This is a genomic window from Cellvibrio sp. KY-GH-1, from assembly GCF_008806975.1.
Classification (GTDB): domain Bacteria; phylum Pseudomonadota; class Gammaproteobacteria; order Pseudomonadales; family Cellvibrionaceae; genus Cellvibrio.
This window is the reverse complement of the sequence record NZ_CP031728.1, coordinates 1,600,508-1,617,300: the sequence shown is the minus strand read 5'-3', so window position 1 is coordinate 1,617,300 and position 16,793 is coordinate 1,600,508. Positions and strand designations below refer to the sequence as shown.

The window sequence follows — 16,793 nt, the reverse complement described above, 5'->3', positions numbered from 1 at the left end:
TTAACCTGCGTTAATGCCTTTGATTACTGGCGTCCAGAGAGCCAAGGAAGGCTAGGTAATCGTCAGCCAGACTGCGCTCCTGATTGCGGCGCTCAGCTGATTTGCGGCGCTTGCGATGGTACAGATCCATCGGCAAGTTTTTACAAGGGTCTCGATCCAGGCGGCGATCCGCGCCTTTACGACGGTCGATAAAAAACTTGTGGTCGCTCATGATTTTGCTTGTTTGTCCTCGCCGGTGAACTGTTATGGTTATATCGCGCTGCATTAACTTGAATCTACTTTGTTCCAAGTCAACACAGTGTAGATCTTTGCCGCTAAAATGCCGCCAGTTTTTTTACATGGATGGCTGTGGCTAAATAGCCATCATCTATCCCAAGTGCCCGCTACCCGAGGTTGCTGATATGAATCCGGTTGAAAATCAAATACATACCAAACTTTCGCAAGGCTTCCAGCCAATCCATTTGGATGTGCTTAATGAAAGCTTTATGCATTCCGTGCCTCCTGGTTCTGAAACCCATTTCAAGGTGACACTGGTTTCTTCACACTTTGAAGGCAAGCGTCAGGTGCAGCGTCATCAAGCAATTTATGCCTGTTTGGCTGAGGAATTAAAGTCTGGGGTGCATGCATTGGCTTTGCATACCTTTAGTCCGGAGGAGTGGTTAGAGAACAACCAGGTGCCGCTTTCTCCCCAGTGCTTGGGCGGAAGTAAGCACGACCAACAAAATTAGTAGTGGTTGTACAAAAAACAAACGCCTATAATGCGCGCCTTGATAAACAGGGCGATTGTCCGATCTTGTGTTAACCCGGTTAAGTGATCCTTATGAGTCAAATTGTTGTTGCGGCGCTGTATAAATTCGTGAAATTACCTGATTACGAAACAATTGTTCCTCGCCTGAAAGAGTTTTGTGACTCGCTGGGGGTAAAGGGAACCCTGTTGCTGGCCGAGGAAGGTATTAATGGAACTGTTTCTGGTTCCCGTGCTGCGATTGATGGTTTGGTGGCCTTCCTTAAAGCAGATGGCCGCTTTGAGGGGCTCAGCTATAAAGAGTCTTTTTATGAGGAGCAGCCTTTCTATCGGATGAAGGTCAAACTGAAAAAAGAGATTGTAACCATGGGGGTTAGCGGCATAGATCCACAGAAGATTGTGGGGACCTACGTTAAACCACAAAATTGGAATGCATTGATTAGTGACCCCGATGTGGTAGTTATTGATACCCGAAACTCTTATGAATACGAAATAGGTACCTTTGAGCGTGCGATCGACCCGAAAACTGAAACCTTTCGTGAATTTCCTGCCTACGTGGCGGATAACCTCGATCCTGCCAAACATAAAAAGGTGGCGATGTTTTGTACGGGCGGTATTCGTTGCGAAAAATCGACTGCTTACTTGAAAGAACAGGGGTTTGAAGAGGTTTACCACTTGGAAGGTGGGATTCTTAAATATCTGGAGGAAGTGCCGGAAGAGCAAAGCTTATGGCGGGGCGAGTGTTTTGTTTTTGACAACCGTGTAGCGGTAAATCACAAACTGCAAAAGGGTATCTACGATCAGTGTCATGGCTGCCGTTTTCCCATTACCGAAGAGGATAAGCTGTCGCCCTTGTACATGGTGGGAGTTTGCTGCCCGCGCTGTTACGACAAGCTTTCAGATGATCAAAAAGTTCGTTTTGCTGAGCGACAAAAACAAATTGAGTTGGCAAAAGAACGCAATGAAACTCATATAGGTGCGCTCCCACCTGAGCGCCAGTTGCGCGCGGCACAAAAGCGTGAGCTACGCGAAGAACAGCGCCGAATTTCACTGGAAGCAGCAAATATGGCAGCCGTTTCTGCAGGAAATAGTGTTTAACTATTTTGTCACACAATTACTATATGTTTTAATGTCGCCTTCATTGATGAGATGTAAGTGGTATCTATGAATTTTGAAGATTGGACAGCAGATGTAGCCGCTGGCGCAGCAACTCATGCCAGTGGTTTTACCATTCGTATTGAGGGCAATCCAAAAGATCCTTCAGAGGTTTACCCCGGAAAGTTTCCTGAGGGGATCAGCTTTGTGGACCAGGCGCGATTGTTACGCTCGGGGTTGGAGTTCCTGGCTAAAGCAGGGGGATCAACGCCCAAGTCCTGGCAATCAAGCCCGGCTCAGGACGCCAAATCAGAAGCCATTAAAGCAAGAGAAGAGTTGGCCAAGCGTTTTGCTGATCGCCCGGATAAACCACAGCGTTCTGTGCTATCACTGAAAAAGAATTCCTAGAAAAAGAACTCCTAAGTTACTTGGGAAATGAAAAGCGGCGCCCGATGCGCCGTTTTTTTATCGCAGCCGATTAGTGATCTAGAGCAGCCCGCGTCGTTGCAGTTCCAGATAGTGACCGTCGACTAATTTAAAGAGTTCATCAAACTTTTGCCCCGCTGGTGCTGTTATCAGATCGAGCACTTCAGCATCATTTTTAGGGCGCTTCATAATTTTTTCCAATTCATCTGCGGTTGCCGTCATAGCGCCAAGAATTTTGTCGGTACTCTCTTTATCGCGAAATACCCGACCTTGCTCGGTGAGTTGCAGGTATTTATCGCACTCCAGCAACCAGTCTTTGCGCTGCAATACGAAATTTCTAATGTTTTTTGCCCCGCCTCTATGTGCAGTCGGCAATTGCTTTTCGCGATAAGTTTGTAGGCTCTTTTTACCTTGGATCAGAAAGTCATTACTGGTTTGTTGACAATACTTGGCAGTCAGGTAAGTGGCGAACTTAAGGTTATTGGCGGTTTCCGCTTTGGTCTTTTTGCAGGCTTCGTCACACGCAAGGCTGAATTGCGAAAGTGTTAACAGGGTGATGGTCAATAATATTTTTTTCATAGGGCTCGCCCGTTATTAAAGTTATGTGAAAGGTGAACAACTGGTGTGTGATATAGATCACTTTTAAAGATACGTCAAGCATTGTAAATAACCTTGAACTTGATTATAGCCATTGGTTTCTGCTTTGCAGGCAAACTGCTACCAATGGTGTCAGTACCATTTTTATACGCTTAACACAGTGACACCGGGTTCCGAGGGGCGAGGGATCTATTTGCTAGATAGTAGCGATAGTGCGGAAAAGATGGAGGGAATGCGGAGTGACATTATCACTCCGCGCGAAGGTTATCCCAAAAATCCCAACGGATTTTTAGTGATAGCAACGCTAACCATATAGGCAAATACGACCAGGGCGCTAACCCATAAGGTTTTGCTGAGGTTGCTGTTGGAAACCTTGAACGTTGCTACTCCCAAACCGATATAAACGACCAGAGCGATTATTTTTGCCAGCAACCAAGGTTGGCTGCCGGGTGACAATCCCAAGTGTACGGCTAGCACAACACCGCTCAGAAGTAGCAGGGTGCTAATAACGTGCGGTAAAATTTTCGCCCATTTTTTTGCGAGCAGGCTGGAGTTGAGAAACAACCAAATGCCGCGCAATACAAAGAAAATTAATGAGAGCGTCACAAAAGTCAGGTGCAAATGTTTTAAGGCTAGGTACACGGTGCGTTCCTTTTATAGGGATGGTTGATAAAACCTTAATCTGGGCTCAGTGCTTTGGTGACCAGCGCCAACATGGCGGAAGACAATGGCAGTTGAAGTGCGGCCTCATGGCCTTTGGTGGACATTTTGTTCCAGGTTTTGCGAATAATATCGATTAGCTTTTCTTCGTCGTGCTTGCTGGCAAAATCTTCCAGATAAAACTCGATAAAGACCAGGCACACAACGTCTTCCAATGCTTGTACTTCGTCATCGCGTTTTAAACTGCGCTTGAGGAGTAGATCTTTTACTCGCGCAATCATATTTTCGTCGTAGCCCTGTGTCGCCATAATGTCACCGGCGATGTCGCCGTGTAACTGCGCCAAATCCAAACGCCACTTTTTGTAACCACTACGATCCATAGGGTAGTCGCTACGGGGGATTTTCCATCGGCATATATGCTGACTGCGCGTTGCTAATTGCAATGCTTCTGAAGGCGCCTCGCAAAATTTATGCAGCTGGGCGCTCATGCGCTGGGCATAGATCCATTCTTTAGCAACTGAACGTCCATCCACCTGTTCAAGATTAGGGTCTTCCAGATTGGCAGCATCAAATGCCGCCAGAGTGGAGTTAAGGCGAGTTAAATCAATCATATTGAGGTCTCTGGATTAGCAATCGGTGTCGCCATTGGCGATATTGCGCAGTTGTTCCATGTTGGTGATTGCGACTTCTTTTTTATCGACATGGATAACTTCCTGCTTTTGCAGGCGAGTAAAAATACGGCTGACCGTTTCTATGGTTAAACCTAAATAGTTGCCGATATCAGTGCGCGACATCGGCAACCGAAAGGCAGTGGCTGATAATTGGCGGCGGCTGTTGCGGCTGGAAATGCTGAGCAGTAATGCAGCAATACGCTCTTCGGCGCTGCTTTTGCTCAGCAGGGTAATAATCTGCTGATCTTGGGTAATTTCACGGCTCATCAGCTGGAAAAAATGCCGCTGCAAATTGGGGATCTGTAGGCTGAGTTCTTCCATACGATTAAATGGAATTTCGCAGACTGATGCTGTTTCCAGCGCAATTACGGAGTTGGTATAGCGATTGTCGGCAATGCCATCCATACCCACGACTTCGCCCGGCAGATAAAATCCTGTGACCTGTTCTTCGCCGTTGTCACTTAGCGTCATGGCTTTTACCGCGCCAGAGCGAATGGCGTACACTGAATCAAACGGATCGTTGGCGCGATACAAATAATCACCGCGCTGCAATGGCTTGCCGCGCTGCACTATGTTGTTGAGCTTATCTATGTCATCAATATGCAAACTGATTGGTAAGCATATGGTGTTGAGTCGGCAATTGCCGCAGCTCACGCGTTTATCGTGCGGGCAGCTGGAGTCCTGGGATTTTACGATTGACTGGTTAACTGTCATAAAGTGACAACCTCACGCGAATTCGCGGGCAGGGATAAATGTTGTGTCGGATGAGATTGTTGCAGCTTTGCCGGGTAGGGTAAAGCCGAAGTTTGCCCTTATCCTGACGTATAAATAGTTATTAGTTACTCTTTCTCTGAATAGGTGAAAGCACTATAGTTTGCCGCTGGCATTTAGGCGGCAGTGTGAAGCGCAGTTTTAGCCTGATTGCGTGGAAAATAAACAGCAAAAAAGGGAGCAATAATATGCCTATAGTGGTTTTATCCTTATTAATCCAGGTTGCGCTGGTGATTCATATTCTGAAGACGGGGCGTCCTCGCACTTGGATTTGGCTGGTAATGATATTGCCTGTTGCGGGTTCTATAGCCTATTTGGTGCTGGAGTTGCTGCCAGATTTTGCCGGAACCAGATCTGGACGAAAGACCATGAGAAAGGTTCAAGAGTTGGTAAATCCAGATCGGGATTTAAATAGTGCTGCGCAAAACTACCAGGCCGCAAAAACAACAGAAAATGCTTCGCGCCTCGCTCAAGAGTTGTTGATCAAACAACAATATTCGGAAGCCGCTATTCTGTATCGGGATTGCCGAAAAGGAATTCATGAATTTGATCCGTTGTTTATGTATGGGCTAGCTCAGGCTGAGTTTGGTTTGGCTGAATACGCAAAAGTGAAAGATTTATTGGATGAATTAATCGCTAGAAATCCGGACTATAAAAACCCGGATGCGCATTTGCTCTATGCTCGAGCCTTGGAGGCATTGGGGGATGATTATGCCGCTCTGCATGAATACGAGGTTCTGGATTCATACTATCCCGGCGCTGAGGCGAGTTATCATTTCGCCAGGTTGTCAAAGAAGCTCGGCCAAATGGAAAGAGCGCTGCAGGTATTCGAGGCAATTTTGGCAAAGGCAAAAACGTCCGGAAGTCATTACAACGAGCTCCACGGAAAATGGGTCAAATTGGCGGCATTGGAGTTGCGCTCTTAGTCCTTGGAAAAATGGGCTGGAATCCAGCCCCAGGGAGATTAACCGGGGGTTCCGGTTAAGTGAAAGTGACGCTCGCCGACTGCATTTAATCGCGGTTGGCGATGTCCCGAATACTAGCGTTTTCCCCGGCAATAATGGGAGTGACAAATTGCCGCAGCGGTTTGCGCCTTATAGCCAAAAGTGGATTTTTAGGGCCCAAATTAAATCTTTACATCATGAATGGGGCGGAATATAGTGCGGTTTAGCTGGCCCTTCTGCAGCATTATTTATGGTAAGTCCTATCCGTTGTTCTAGCAGTAGATCTATTAGTACCTCGTATTGTTCTTCATAAGTAACATCTGAATTCGCCAGCCTAAGCTCCTCTTGGGGTATTCATTTTATTATTTTGTATAGAGCATCGAGGTTTTTATCATGGCTAGAAGTACTGGCACCGTTAAGTGGTTCAATGAGTCTAAAGGTTTCGGTTTCATCGCGAGCGAAGCAGGTCAAGACGTATTCGTTCACTACAGCGCTATCACTGGCTCAGGTTTCAAAACCCTGGCTGAAGGCCAAAAAGTAGAGTTTGACGTTAAGCCAGGCCAAAAAGGCCCGCAAGCCGAGAACGTTGTTGGTCTGTAATTGCTAGCCATCCGTTTCGGATGCGATTACAAAAAAGCCGCCCGAGCGATCGAGGCGGCTTTTTTATTGCCTTACGGCTGGAGGTAGATGCTGTGTTTTTTGCCTCAAATGATCGCTAAAAGGTCGATTTACTGTCACAAAAACTTCATAATGCGCGCGCCTTGCGGCGGTAAACGCCGACGCAATGGGGTGGTAAAACCACAAGGAGAGGGTGGTATTAAAATCGATCTTCTCAGTCAAGCGGATAACCTATGTTAGAAATGTTCACCGGGCTCGGTTTTTTCATGGGCGCCAGCCTCTTTTTGGCACTCGTCTTCGTTCTTGCCTATGAATTTATTAATGGCTTTCACGATACTGCCAACGCGGTAGCGACTGTCATCTATACCAAAGCAATGAATCCTCACCTCGCAGTAATTGCCTCGGGTATTTTCAACTTTCTGGGCGTGATGTTGGGTGGGCTGGGGGTAGCCTACGCGATAGTGCACCTGCTGCCGGTGGATATGCTGCTAAATATCACCTCGGTACGCGGCATGGTGTTGGTATTTTCCCTGCTGGCTGCTGCCATTGTGTGGAATCTGGGTACCTGGTATTTCGGTATTCCCGCGTCCAGTTCGCATACCCTGATTGGCTCCCTGCTGGGGGTATGTTTGGCGAATGCGCTGATTTCCGAGATTCCAATCAGCGAAGGTGTGAATGTTAAAAAAGCCATCGATATTATGCTGTCCTTGCTGATCTCCCCGCTGGTGGGTTTTAGTGTGGCGGCGCTGGTATTACTGCTGTTGAAGAAAGTATTCACTGGTCCAAAAATTCATAAAACCCCACAAGAGCGCGAGCAAATCGATGGCAAAAAACACCCGCCATTCTGGACGCGTGTGACTCTGGTGGCGTCTGCCATGGGCGTTAGTTTTGTGCACGGCTCCAACGATGGTCAAAAAGGTATTGGCTTGATTATGTTGGTGCTGATTGGTTTGGCGCCCGCGCAATTTGTGTTGAATCTTGATAGCAGCAAATATCAAGTTGAACGCACCCGCGATGCGGCAGTGCATTTGCAAACTTTCTATAAAGAGCACGAAGCCAAGGTAAGTTCAGTGGTTGATGTCAATGCATCTGCTAATGCTGTTTTGCCGGAAACCTTTAAATGTAATGCCAAAGAAAGCATGTTGGTGATTAATGCGCTGATCACTGAAATGCAGGGTATGACTCAATACCGTGATCTGGAATTGAGCGAACGCCGTAACATTCGCCGGTTGTTGTTGTGTATTGATGATGCGGCGAAAAAAGTATCTAAACTCGACGGTTTTAACAGCAAAGAGAAATCCGATTTGGATAGTCTGCGCAAAGACCTGACGGCGACTACTGAATACGCGCCTTTCTGGGTAATCATTGCGGTTGCTTTGGCGCTTGGTCTGGGCACTATGATGGGTTGGAAGCGGATTGTATTTACCGTTGGTGAGAAAATCGGCAAAAGCAGTATGACCTATTCGCAAGGCATGGCCGCACAAATTACCGCGGCAACCGCGATCGGTGTGGCGAGTGTGACCGGTATGCCAGTGTCTACCACGCACGTTCTGTCCTCGGCTGTAGCCGGCACCATGGTGGCCAACAAATCCGGCTTGCAGTTCAGTACTGTGAAAACCATATTGCTCGCTTGGGTATTTACCTTGCCAGCAACTATTTGTTTGTCTGGTGGTTTGTTTTACCTTGGTACCTTGTTTATTGGTTAACCTTTTTCCAGGTGATGTTCAAGCGCGCAGTGTGTGGTTTACATAGCGCGCTTCTCCCTCTCTCTCCAAAAAGTCCCGCTCCAACTTTCCTGTTTCCTGCGTAAAAAATATCCTTTAGCTATTGTCTGTGGCTTTGAATATAAATAGCCTTAACCGGCCCTCCGCTTATTGGTTGAATCCAGAATTTTCCAACCATCGTCACGCCGGATTTACTGGCAATTTATTCATTGATAAGGGATTTTATGTTGTATAAAAAGTTTATTTCGCCCAGTGTCTCGCTCATTATTATGGGAGCGTTAGTGATTGGCTTCAGTGCTGTACGTGCGTTAGGTGTGTTGGGGCCGTCTTCATTGCGCTGGGTGTTGCCGCTCAGTTTTTGTGTTATGGCAATATTGCCCTGGGCGCTATTGACTGCAAATGGTCGTCGCCAAATTGGATTGCAGCGGCCCGATATGGCATCGCGTTACATATTGGCAATAGTAACGGGAACTGGTGCTGCGCTTCTATGCTTTGCGCTCGGTTATTTGTTGTTTGGCAAGGCGGTGGATAATTGGTTTGTAAATATCGGCAATAGTTATAAGGCAATGATGGATACATCTGCCATGTCCTTCTGGATGCTTAGCTTGATTTTTACTATTCCGGCGATGTTGTTCAGCCCCATAGGCGAGGAAATTTTTTATCGCGGCCAACTGCAAAAAACACTGGAGCAAACTTTCAGTATCAATACCAGTACGGTTATAGAATGCACACTGTTCGCACTTATTCACCAGGTGCATCACGGTATTATCAAAACCGAAAGCGGGTTAACTTATTTGCCGCTCTCAGGCGCACTTTGGTTTGTGTTGATGTTTCTGGTGGCTTGGATGTTCGCTTGGCTAAGGGCGAGTAGTGGCAGTATCTATATCGGTATTTTGTCGCACATGGTGTTTAATATTGCGATGAACACCTGCATCTTTTTATTTTTGTGGTAATAAGTTTTGGTGTGAGGTTTTGCGTTAATGAACCCGGAAATAGAGAAAAATTACCAGCGCTTGCGCTCATTCTTTTTTGGTTTATGCATACTAGCCTCAGCGTTACTCTTGCTGACTACAGGTAAGAATATTATTAAAACGACGGCGGCAGAAAACTGGTCGGTTCATTCAGGAAAATTGAAGGGAGATGGCGTAGCAAAGCGTAAAGGTTTGTATCAGAGTAGTTGGATTACCTACAGCTATATCATCAATAACAAACAATACACAGGTACTCGAATCGGTTATGGTATAAGCGGAACTGATGAGGTTCGATTCTCTAATCAATCGGTAAAGGTTTATGTAAACCCGGAAGATTACACAGAGTCAGTATTGGTAACCGGAGTTAAAAAGTCCCACTATGTAGGCCTACTATTTTCGGCGGGTTTTATGTTGCTGGGTTTTTATCTGTGGCGCAGGACCCGGTAGGACTTGATCGCGAGAAGCGGAATCAGGCTAAAATTGTGTAAATTTAACTGCAATTATTGAGTTACCGACAAGAATAAGTATTTATCGCCAGCCCTTCAGGTTTAGCATGCAATCCTTTTATAAGAAAGTGTTAATCAGTTTTTTGTGCTTGCTCTTTGTCTCGGGGCTGTTTAGCTATTTTTGTACCCAGCATAGCCAAGTTACCGCGGTGCTACTGCCGGCGAGTAAAAGCGATTGGGTTTGGCACAGTGAGCTAAACGATGACGCTCCTCAAGGTGGTTTATCTACTGTGACTGTGGCGGATGACCGGTTTAGCCTGAATTTTACCTTGAACCTCTCACACCAGGCACGCTACCCCTACGCAGCAATGAGCCTGGCATTCGGTAAAGCGCAGGGCGTATTGGAGTCTGTGGATTTATCCCGCTTTGACAAGATCACCTTCGATGTCAAATGTGCCCCCGCCAACGTGTTAAATTTTTCCGTTGTAACCTTTGATGAACACGTTTCTGATGCCGGGGATTATTTGAGTTATCGCAGCCCGGCAACATTTTTTTCCTGCAATGAAGTCTGGGCACCCGTAGTGCTGGATTTGACTCATCTGGAAACGCCGCAGTGGTGGTATGAGATGTATAACGTGGAATTGTCACGCAAGGATTATCAATTGAACAAGGTATTCAAGATGAGCTTTGGCAGCAGCGTTCAAAGCCCATTTAATCTGGCCGCCAATATCCAGATAAGCGAAATCAAACTCAGTGGGCGCAACTGGTTCTACACCTATCTGCAGGCTGCTGGTTTGTTGTTAATCTGGAGTGCTTATGCGATCTGGTTGTTCCGCCAGCATACCCGTGCGTTGACGCAAGACCTGAAAGAGAAGCTACAACGCGATCGGCCGTTACTGGCCTACCAGCAATTATCCGTGGAGCCCCACCGCGATAAAGACAAGAGTGCAATTCTGCACTTTATGGCAACGCAGTACGCCAGTTCGGAGTTAACCCTCGATGCTATGACGGCAACCATCGGTGTGAGCCGCACCAAGATCAATGACATCCTCAAGGCAGAACTCGGCTTTACTTTTACCGGTTACCTGAACAAGTTGCGTCTGACAGAAGCAGCCCGTCTGTTGGCGGAAACAGAGGAAGCCAATATTGCCGAGATTGCCTATTCGGTAGGTTACAAAAATGTTTCCTACTTCAATAAGCTGTTCAAAGAAGAGTATAACTGCACGCCTAAAACCTTCAAAAACCTGTCCAGCCAAACTGCTGTTAACGAGCAACAAAAGCCTGATTAGTCCGGGTAATTCGGAAGTGCCCGACGTTACAACTTCAAATTAAATTAAAAAAACTTCAACTATTTGCAAATTGGAACAATTTTTAGGGCAAATATTAACTTCCCTCGGCTGATTTTTAGCAAACTCGCGCTCTATTTCCCTGCCCCGCTGCCGGAGCTTAGGCTGTTCTTTGGCGGCGGGGTTTTTAGTTTGGAGACTCACAATGAAAATAATAAACCTGCTTTTCTTATCGGGCGTACTGGCGATAACTTCTGGTTGTGGAGGCGGTGGTGGTGGTGGTGGTTCCAACGTCCCCGGTAGCGCATCCGTCCCTCCCTCAAGCAGTAGTTCAGTTTCCAGTGCACTAACTGTCACCAGCGCCACCCAATCGAGTAGCAGCACTATATCGACCAGCTCTACGGCTGCTTTCTATCCTGACTACAACAAAAACCCCTTGCCTGCAGATGCAGTAGGCATGCAAAGCAATGCAGTTCAATTGGCAGGCAAAATCAAACTGGGTTGGAATATTGGCAACACCATGGAAGCCATTGGTGGCGAGACCGCCTGGGGCAATCCGCAGGTATCTAAAGAGCTGATGCAATTGCTGAAGGCAAAAGGGTTTGATGCGGTGCGCATCCCTTTGGCCTGGGATCAATACGCTAACCAGCAAACGGCAGAAATCAGCGCGGTCTGGCTGGCGCGTGTTAAACAAGTTGTGCAGTACGCGGTTGAGAGTGACATGTATGTGCTTATTAATATCCACTGGGACGGGGGTTGGTTGGAGAACAATGTAGTTTCAGCCAAACAAGAACAGAACAACGCGAAACAAAAAGCCTTCTGGGAGCAAATCGCCACTGAGCTGCGGGATTTTGACGAACACCTGATGTTCGCCAGCGCCAACGAGCCCAACGTGGAAAGCGCGGAGCAGATGCAGGTGCTGCTCAGCTATCACCAAACTTTTGTCGATACAGTGCGCGCCACCGGCGGAAAAAATGCGTACCGCGTATTGGTCGTGCAGGGGCCTTCAACTGATATTGAGAAAACCAATAAGTTATGGCCGCAAATGCCAGTAGATACAGCTACTAATCGCCTGATGAGTGAAGTGCATTTTTACAGTCCGTACAATTTTGTGCTGATGAGTAAGGATGAGTCCTGGGGCAAGCAAGCCTACTACTGGGGTAAGGGTTTTCATTCGCCGACTGATGTTGAACACAATCCCACCTGGGGAGAAGAGGATTACATAGACACCTGGTTCAAAGCCATGAAAACTCAGTTTGTTGATAAAGGTGTGCCGGTATTATTAGGTGAATTCGGCGCAATGCGGCGCACCAATCTCACGGGGGATGCGCTGAGCTTGCATTTGGCAGGGCGCGCTTACTATCACAAGTATGTGGTGCAACAGGCATTGGTGAATGGCATGTTGCCTTTCTATTGGGATAATGGCGGGCTGGATAACTTCAGTTCAGGCATTTTTGATCGTAAACAGAATACTATTTTTGATCAGCAAACGCTGGATGCCTTATTGCAAGGAGCGGGAAAATAATTATGCAAAACCTATTTGCTAATGCTCGATCTAAAAAAAGCCACTTCATTAAAAGTGCCTGCGCATTTTTTTTGCTCATGTCATCAGCAATGTTATGCGCACAGGGGCGCGTGATCGCTGTTGATGTGTCTCAAACCAAGGGTGAGTTAAACCGATTTTTTGATTTAAGTATCGGGGCAGGGCGTGCTAATGAGGGCCTGCGCGCTGATTGGCAACAACAGTTGGCTGAAATAAAGCGCGATGCAGGTTTTCGTTACATTCGCATGCACGGCTTGCTCACTGATGATATGGGTGTATATAAAATTGATGCCCAGGGGCGTGAGCATTACAACTTTCAATATATAGATGCTCTCTACGATTATATTCTCAGCATTGGCATGAAACCTTTTGTGGAATTGGGCTTTATGCCATCGGCTCTGGCGAGTGGCGATAAAACAATTTTCTGGTGGCGCGGCAATGTTACCCCACCACACAGTTATGAAAAGTGGGAAGCACTTGTTAAAAAACTCACAGAACATTGGACGCAGCGTTACGGCGCAGAAGAAGTTGGGCGTTGGTATTTTGAGGTTTGGAATGAACCCAATCTCGACGGTTTTTGGGCAGGTAGTCAGCAAGATTATTTCAAACTCTATGCTCACAGTGCGCGGGCAATCAAGAGTGTAAATCCAAATTATAAAGTGGGTGGCCCCGCGACGGCAGGTGCGGCCTGGATTCCGGAAATGATCGCTTACTGTGCGGAACACAAGATCCCGCTGGATTTTGTGAGTACCCATTCGTACGGAGTAAATCGGGGTTTTCTGGATGAGTACGGCAATACCGGTACTGTTTTATCCAAAGATGAGTTAGCGGTTGCGCGCGATGTGTTAAAAAATCGCACCGAAATTTCTGCATCGGCAATGCCCAATCTGGAATTACATTACACCGAATGGAGCTCGTCGTATACGCCGGCAGACCCGACCCATGATTCATACCATCAGCCCGCTTACATTCTGCAAAAACTCAAGCAAGTGGGTGGGGCAGCGCAATCTATGTCTTATTGGGTATTTACCGATATTTTTGAAGAGCCGGGTCCGCGCTTTGAAGCATTCCATGGCGGTTTCGGCTTGATGAATACCCAAGGTATAAAAAAGCCGGCGTACTTTGCTTATCAATTTTTAAATAAGTTATCGGCAACGGAAATAAAAAATAACGATGCACAATCCATTGTCGCCACTGATGGTAACGGCAGTGTGCAGGTATTGTTGTGGGATTCTACCTTCACTTTACCGGAGGGTATTAATAACCAACAGTACTACATTAAAGATTTGCCGCCCGCTAATAAAGGCAAGGTAAGCATTCAGTTGCAGGGTTTGAAAAAAGGCAATTACACGCTGTTGCTTTCGCAAGTGGGTTACCAAAAAAATGATGCCTACACCGCCTACATTCGTATGGGCTCACCTGCGCAATTGACGCGCGCACAAGTCGCTGAGCTTAAATCGCTCGCTACCGGAAAACCCTTTGCGGAAAAAACCATTCGTATTTCTCGCGATGGTAAATACCAATTGGATTTACCTCTGCGTGAAAACGATGTTTATCTGGTGGAGCTATCACCCAAGCGATAATATTTTTACAATCGTGCTTGTGGATAAAATTCAAAAATCACATCCCACAAGCACGTCTATTACTGTATCAGCCAACCCATTTCTCGCATTGTCCCACGGTGTGTTGGTTCTATTTTGTAATGTATAAAAAATAGGTTTTTTGCCGCAGGTATTTGATGATGGTCGATAATTCCCGTAGAACACTGTTTAAAGCCTGTATGGCAGGCACTTTGGTCGCGCCTTTAACAAAGCTTGCCGCCGCGTCTTCTTCAGCTTGTGTCACTTCTGCGGCAACACAGGCTGCAACAGTCCCGGCAGTTCCGCGCTGGGCGCGTGGAATAGAAGGGCAGCGCCGTGCGGACCTTGGCGATGGTACTTACCTAAATCCTATTATTGCTGGCGACCATCCTGATCCGACTATTCTCAAGGATGGTGATGATTACTACATGACGTTTTCATCATTCAATTCTTACCCGGGAATTATTATCTGGCATTCGCGAGATCTGGTGAATTGGAAGCCTATCGGTCCCGCTCTGCACAACAATATTGGTACTGTGTGGGCACTGGATTTATGCAAATACGGTGATCGTTACTATATTTATATCCCCGCTGCGCCCGATGGCAAACCCTGGTCGATTTTTGTGATCTGGGCGGATGATATTAGCGGACCTTGGAGCGATCCCATCGATTTAAACATTGAAGGTTGTATAGACCCTGGTCACGCCGTTGGTGAAGATGGAAAGCGCTATTTATTCGTTAATGGCATTCGCAAAATTCGTTTAACCGATGACGGTTTGGCGACGGATGGTCAGCTTGAAAATGCCTATAGCCCCTGGCGCTATCCGGAGGATTGGGTCGTCGAAAATTTTGCGCCGGAAGGTCCGAAATTAATGCGGCGTGGTGAGTGGTTTTATTTAGTAACCGCAGTGGGCGGTACTGCGGGCCCCGTCACTGGCCACATGGTTATTGCCGCTCGCTCGCGTTCTGTTCATGGCCCTTGGGAGCATTGCCCGCACAACCCGTTAGTGCGTACTTTATCGGAAGCTGAGCCCTGGTGGTCGCGCGGTCACGCAACGCTGGTCGAGGGGCCAAGCGAGAATGGCAAGGAAGGTCATTGGTGGATGGTGTATCACGCTTACGAAAATAATTTTAGAACCCTTGGCAGGCAGGCAATCCTGGAGCCAATTGACTGGACAGATGATGGATGGTTCCGTGCAAAGGGTGGTGACCTTTCTATCCCTCTGCCAAAGCCGGTTAAGTCGGCGCCAGGTGATTCAGAAAACGCAAAAACCGATGCGGCGCTTTTTTTCGGTGCTGCGCTTTCCGATGATTTTTCGCGCAATAAATTTGGTACCCAATGGGCCTTCTACAATCCTGGCAAAGAAGATTCACAGCGTGTCCATTTTGGTAAAAAAATGCTGGACCTGACTGCAGCAGGATCATCGCCTGCAGACAGTTCTCCTATCACCTGTGGAGTGGGGGACAGGGCGTATCAAGTGGAAGTTTCCCTGAATCTGATACAGAGTGCAGAAGCAGGGCTATTACTTTTTTACAACCACAAGGCATTTGTCGGATTGGGATTTACACAAGAGTTTGTAAAAACTTTCCAATATGCTGAAGAGCATCCCTGGGCACGGGTTCCCTCCAATTCATCACAAGTCCGTGTGCGTTTAATTAATCAACGCAACGTGATTACTTATCAGTATTCCTTTGATAATGGCCAGAGCTGGAAGTTGCATCCTACTCGAATGGAAGTATCCGGTATTAATCACAATGTATTTGGCGGATTCCTCAGCTTAAAGGTCGGGATCTATTGTGCCAACAAAGGCAAAGTGCGAATCACAGATTTCCGATATCAAGCGATAGCGGAGGTCTAGGGTTTGAACGAGCTTCTGCATGTCTGTGCAGATTACGTCGTTATCACTGCTTCGCTCACCGGGCAATCTTTAAGCTGTAATCTAAGGCTCTAAAGCCGCCCATTTTTGGTTAGATATACAGTGTATCCAAATCCCCCTAACTCCCGTGCGCGTTTTTGCCCTTTACGTTGCGCAATATCCGCTTCCCATTCCAACAAAAGGCCACTATATTCAACACTTTAGGTACCAAGGCGGGCGGAAAACGCGCACGCTCTGGAAGAATAATGCGCACGCGTGTTTTACCCCCAATAAAATCTCCCACGTAGCCACCAAATTTGATCGCTTTCAATGGGTTATATAAAAGTGCTAAGAGATCGAGTTAGGAGAGATAACGCGCATGCGCGGTATACAAATGTTATGTGAAATGAGGGCGGAGTAAGAAAGTGCATACACATTTATACAAAAAGGAAGATTGGCCTTTCGATTTTAGTGACGACACTCTAGCGGTCACAACAAAGTATGTAATGAATGGAGAGCGGCCAATAGTTGAGGTTCTGCACTGGGATGACGGTGGTTGGCAATTTATGTGTAACTCCACCAATGACTCAGATGATGGAATGGTTATTTGTATGGGTTGTATATTCGAAAAATTTCCTTGGATTTCTAGGTTTAAAGAGCTGAAGTCGGGTTATCTATCTTTTTATGAAATAGAAAGTGGTGAGTGGGTAATTCAAGAAATTGAATAAATAAAACTGTCGCACATAACAAAGTGCTGCAACTCGCGCACTGCGTGCGCTGGACAGTTTGTAAGTCGCGGGTTTGTGGTTTTGCTGCGCAAAAGTAATCCACAAAACCGCGACTTACAAACTGCCGTTGAG

General features: G+C 46.8%; 18 protein-coding genes. 13 read left to right on the top strand and 5 right to left on the bottom strand.

The features are described from left to right. Positions 1-10 precede the first annotated feature (10 nt). A complete protein-coding gene (locus tag D0C16_RS06875) occupies positions 11-211 on the bottom strand; it encodes a hypothetical protein (RefSeq protein ID WP_151031624.1) in 201 nt (66 codons plus the stop codon). 190 nt (positions 212-401) lie between these two features. Here D0C16_RS06875 and D0C16_RS06870 point away from each other — a divergent pair, with 190 nt between their 5' ends. From D0C16_RS06870 to D0C16_RS06860, 3 genes are all read left to right on the top strand, one after another. Next, positions 402-728 (top strand): BolA family transcriptional regulator, encoded by a 327-nt coding sequence (locus D0C16_RS06870; protein WP_151031623.1) that lies wholly within the window; start codon positions 402-404, stop codon positions 726-728. Between the two features lie 92 nt (positions 729-820). Next, complete coding sequence (locus D0C16_RS06865; RefSeq protein ID WP_151031622.1) at positions 821-1,843, top strand: rhodanese-related sulfurtransferase; 1,023 nt, start codon at positions 821-823, stop codon at positions 1,841-1,843. A gap of 66 nt (positions 1,844-1,909) precedes the next feature. Beyond that, positions 1,910-2,248, top strand: coding sequence for a hypothetical protein (locus D0C16_RS06860; protein ID WP_151031621.1), 339 nt, complete (start codon positions 1,910-1,912; stop codon positions 2,246-2,248). A gap of 78 nt (positions 2,249-2,326) precedes the next feature. Here D0C16_RS06860 and D0C16_RS06855 read toward each other — a convergent pair whose 3' ends face one another. The 4 genes from D0C16_RS06855 to fnr form a co-directional block, all read right to left on the bottom strand. After that, positions 2,327-2,845 carry a hypothetical protein gene (locus tag D0C16_RS06855; RefSeq protein ID WP_151031620.1) on the bottom strand — a complete coding sequence of 173 codons (519 nt, stop codon included), beginning with the start codon at positions 2,843-2,845 and terminating at the stop codon, positions 2,327-2,329. Between the two features lie 282 nt (positions 2,846-3,127). Further along, the gene (locus D0C16_RS06850; protein WP_151031619.1) at positions 3,128-3,505 is read right to left on the bottom strand and encodes a SirB2 family protein; all 378 of its coding nucleotides are present in this window, start codon (positions 3,503-3,505) and stop codon (positions 3,128-3,130) included. Positions 3,506-3,540: 35 nt separating this feature from the next. After that, positions 3,541-4,134, bottom strand: a complete 594-nt coding sequence (locus D0C16_RS06845) for a DUF4202 domain-containing protein (protein ID WP_151031618.1) — start codon at positions 4,132-4,134, stop codon at positions 3,541-3,543. A gap of 15 nt (positions 4,135-4,149) precedes the next feature. Then, the gene (fnr, locus tag D0C16_RS06840) at positions 4,150-4,908 is read right to left on the bottom strand and encodes a fumarate/nitrate reduction transcriptional regulator Fnr (protein WP_151031617.1); all 759 of its coding nucleotides are present in this window, start codon (positions 4,906-4,908) and stop codon (positions 4,150-4,152) included. Between the two features lie 245 nt (positions 4,909-5,153). Here fnr and D0C16_RS06835 point away from each other — a divergent pair, with 245 nt between their 5' ends. The 10 genes from D0C16_RS06835 (at position 5,154) to D0C16_RS06790 (ending at position 16,661) form a co-directional block, all read left to right on the top strand. Further along, a complete protein-coding gene (locus tag D0C16_RS06835) occupies positions 5,154-5,891 on the top strand; it encodes a hypothetical protein (RefSeq protein ID WP_151031616.1) in 738 nt (245 codons plus the stop codon). A 411-nt stretch (positions 5,892-6,302) separates the two neighbouring features. Next, positions 6,303-6,509: a cold-shock protein gene (locus tag D0C16_RS06830; RefSeq protein ID WP_151031615.1), complete on the top strand. Its 207-nt coding sequence runs from the start codon at positions 6,303-6,305 to the stop codon at positions 6,507-6,509. Positions 6,510-6,760: 251 nt separating this feature from the next. Beyond that, on the top strand, positions 6,761-8,233 hold the full coding sequence (locus tag D0C16_RS06825) for an inorganic phosphate transporter (RefSeq protein ID WP_151031614.1): 1,473 nt from the start codon (positions 6,761-6,763) through the stop codon (positions 8,231-8,233). A 242-nt stretch (positions 8,234-8,475) separates the two neighbouring features. Further along, entirely contained in the window at positions 8,476-9,204 is a 729-nt protein-coding gene (locus D0C16_RS06820; protein ID WP_151031613.1) for a CPBP family intramembrane glutamic endopeptidase, read from the top strand. A 27-nt stretch (positions 9,205-9,231) separates the two neighbouring features. Then, positions 9,232-9,669, top strand: coding sequence for a DUF3592 domain-containing protein (locus D0C16_RS06815; protein ID WP_151031612.1), 438 nt, complete (start codon positions 9,232-9,234; stop codon positions 9,667-9,669). A gap of 106 nt (positions 9,670-9,775) precedes the next feature. Beyond that, positions 9,776-10,957 (top strand): AraC family transcriptional regulator, encoded by a 1,182-nt coding sequence (locus D0C16_RS06810; RefSeq protein WP_151031611.1) that lies wholly within the window; start codon positions 9,776-9,778, stop codon positions 10,955-10,957. A gap of 202 nt (positions 10,958-11,159) precedes the next feature. Next, entirely contained in the window at positions 11,160-12,479 is a 1,320-nt protein-coding gene (locus tag D0C16_RS06805) for a glycoside hydrolase family 5 protein (protein WP_225318935.1), read from the top strand. A gap of 2 nt (positions 12,480-12,481) precedes the next feature. After that, a complete protein-coding gene (locus D0C16_RS06800; protein WP_225318934.1) occupies positions 12,482-14,080 on the top strand; it encodes a glycoside hydrolase in 1,599 nt (532 codons plus the stop codon). A 158-nt stretch (positions 14,081-14,238) separates the two neighbouring features. Beyond that, positions 14,239-15,936 (top strand): family 43 glycosylhydrolase, encoded by a 1,698-nt coding sequence (locus D0C16_RS06795; protein ID WP_151034835.1) that lies wholly within the window; start codon positions 14,239-14,241, stop codon positions 15,934-15,936. A 422-nt stretch (positions 15,937-16,358) separates the two neighbouring features. Next, positions 16,359-16,661 carry a hypothetical protein gene (locus D0C16_RS06790; protein WP_151031610.1) on the top strand — a complete coding sequence of 101 codons (303 nt, stop codon included), beginning with the start codon at positions 16,359-16,361 and terminating at the stop codon, positions 16,659-16,661. Positions 16,662-16,793: the final 132 nt, after the last annotated feature.

Bases quoted from the DNA above. Each gene is read 5' to 3' on its own strand.
- D0C16_RS06875 (WP_151031624.1), bottom strand. From the start codon at position 211: ATGAGCGACCACAAGTTTTTTATCGACCGTCGTAAAGGCGCGGATCGC.
- D0C16_RS06870 (WP_151031623.1), top strand. From the start codon at position 402: ATGAATCCGGTTGAAAATCAAATACATACCAAACTTTCGCAAGGCTTC.
- D0C16_RS06865 (WP_151031622.1), top strand. From the start codon at position 821: ATGAGTCAAATTGTTGTTGCGGCGCTGTATAAATTCGTGAAATTACCT.
- D0C16_RS06860 (WP_151031621.1), top strand. From the start codon at position 1,910: ATGAATTTTGAAGATTGGACAGCAGATGTAGCCGCTGGCGCAGCAACT.
- D0C16_RS06855 (WP_151031620.1), bottom strand. From the start codon at position 2,845: ATGAAAAAAATATTATTGACCATCACCCTGTTAACACTTTCGCAATTC.
- D0C16_RS06845 (WP_151031618.1), bottom strand. From the start codon at position 4,134: ATGATTGATTTAACTCGCCTTAACTCCACTCTGGCGGCATTTGATGCT.
- fnr (WP_151031617.1), bottom strand. From the start codon at position 4,908: ATGACAGTTAACCAGTCAATCGTAAAATCCCAGGACTCCAGCTGCCCG.
- D0C16_RS06835 (WP_151031616.1), top strand. From the start codon at position 5,154: ATGCCTATAGTGGTTTTATCCTTATTAATCCAGGTTGCGCTGGTGATT.
- D0C16_RS06830 (WP_151031615.1), top strand. From the start codon at position 6,303: ATGGCTAGAAGTACTGGCACCGTTAAGTGGTTCAATGAGTCTAAAGGT.
- D0C16_RS06825 (WP_151031614.1), top strand. From the start codon at position 6,761: ATGTTAGAAATGTTCACCGGGCTCGGTTTTTTCATGGGCGCCAGCCTC.
- D0C16_RS06820 (WP_151031613.1), top strand. From the start codon at position 8,476: ATGTTGTATAAAAAGTTTATTTCGCCCAGTGTCTCGCTCATTATTATG.
- D0C16_RS06815 (WP_151031612.1), top strand. From the start codon at position 9,232: ATGAACCCGGAAATAGAGAAAAATTACCAGCGCTTGCGCTCATTCTTT.
- D0C16_RS06810 (WP_151031611.1), top strand. From the start codon at position 9,776: ATGCAATCCTTTTATAAGAAAGTGTTAATCAGTTTTTTGTGCTTGCTC.
- D0C16_RS06805 (WP_225318935.1), top strand. From the start codon at position 11,160: ATGAAAATAATAAACCTGCTTTTCTTATCGGGCGTACTGGCGATAACT.
- D0C16_RS06800 (WP_225318934.1), top strand. From the start codon at position 12,482: ATGCAAAACCTATTTGCTAATGCTCGATCTAAAAAAAGCCACTTCATT.
- D0C16_RS06795 (WP_151034835.1), top strand. From the start codon at position 14,239: ATGGTCGATAATTCCCGTAGAACACTGTTTAAAGCCTGTATGGCAGGC.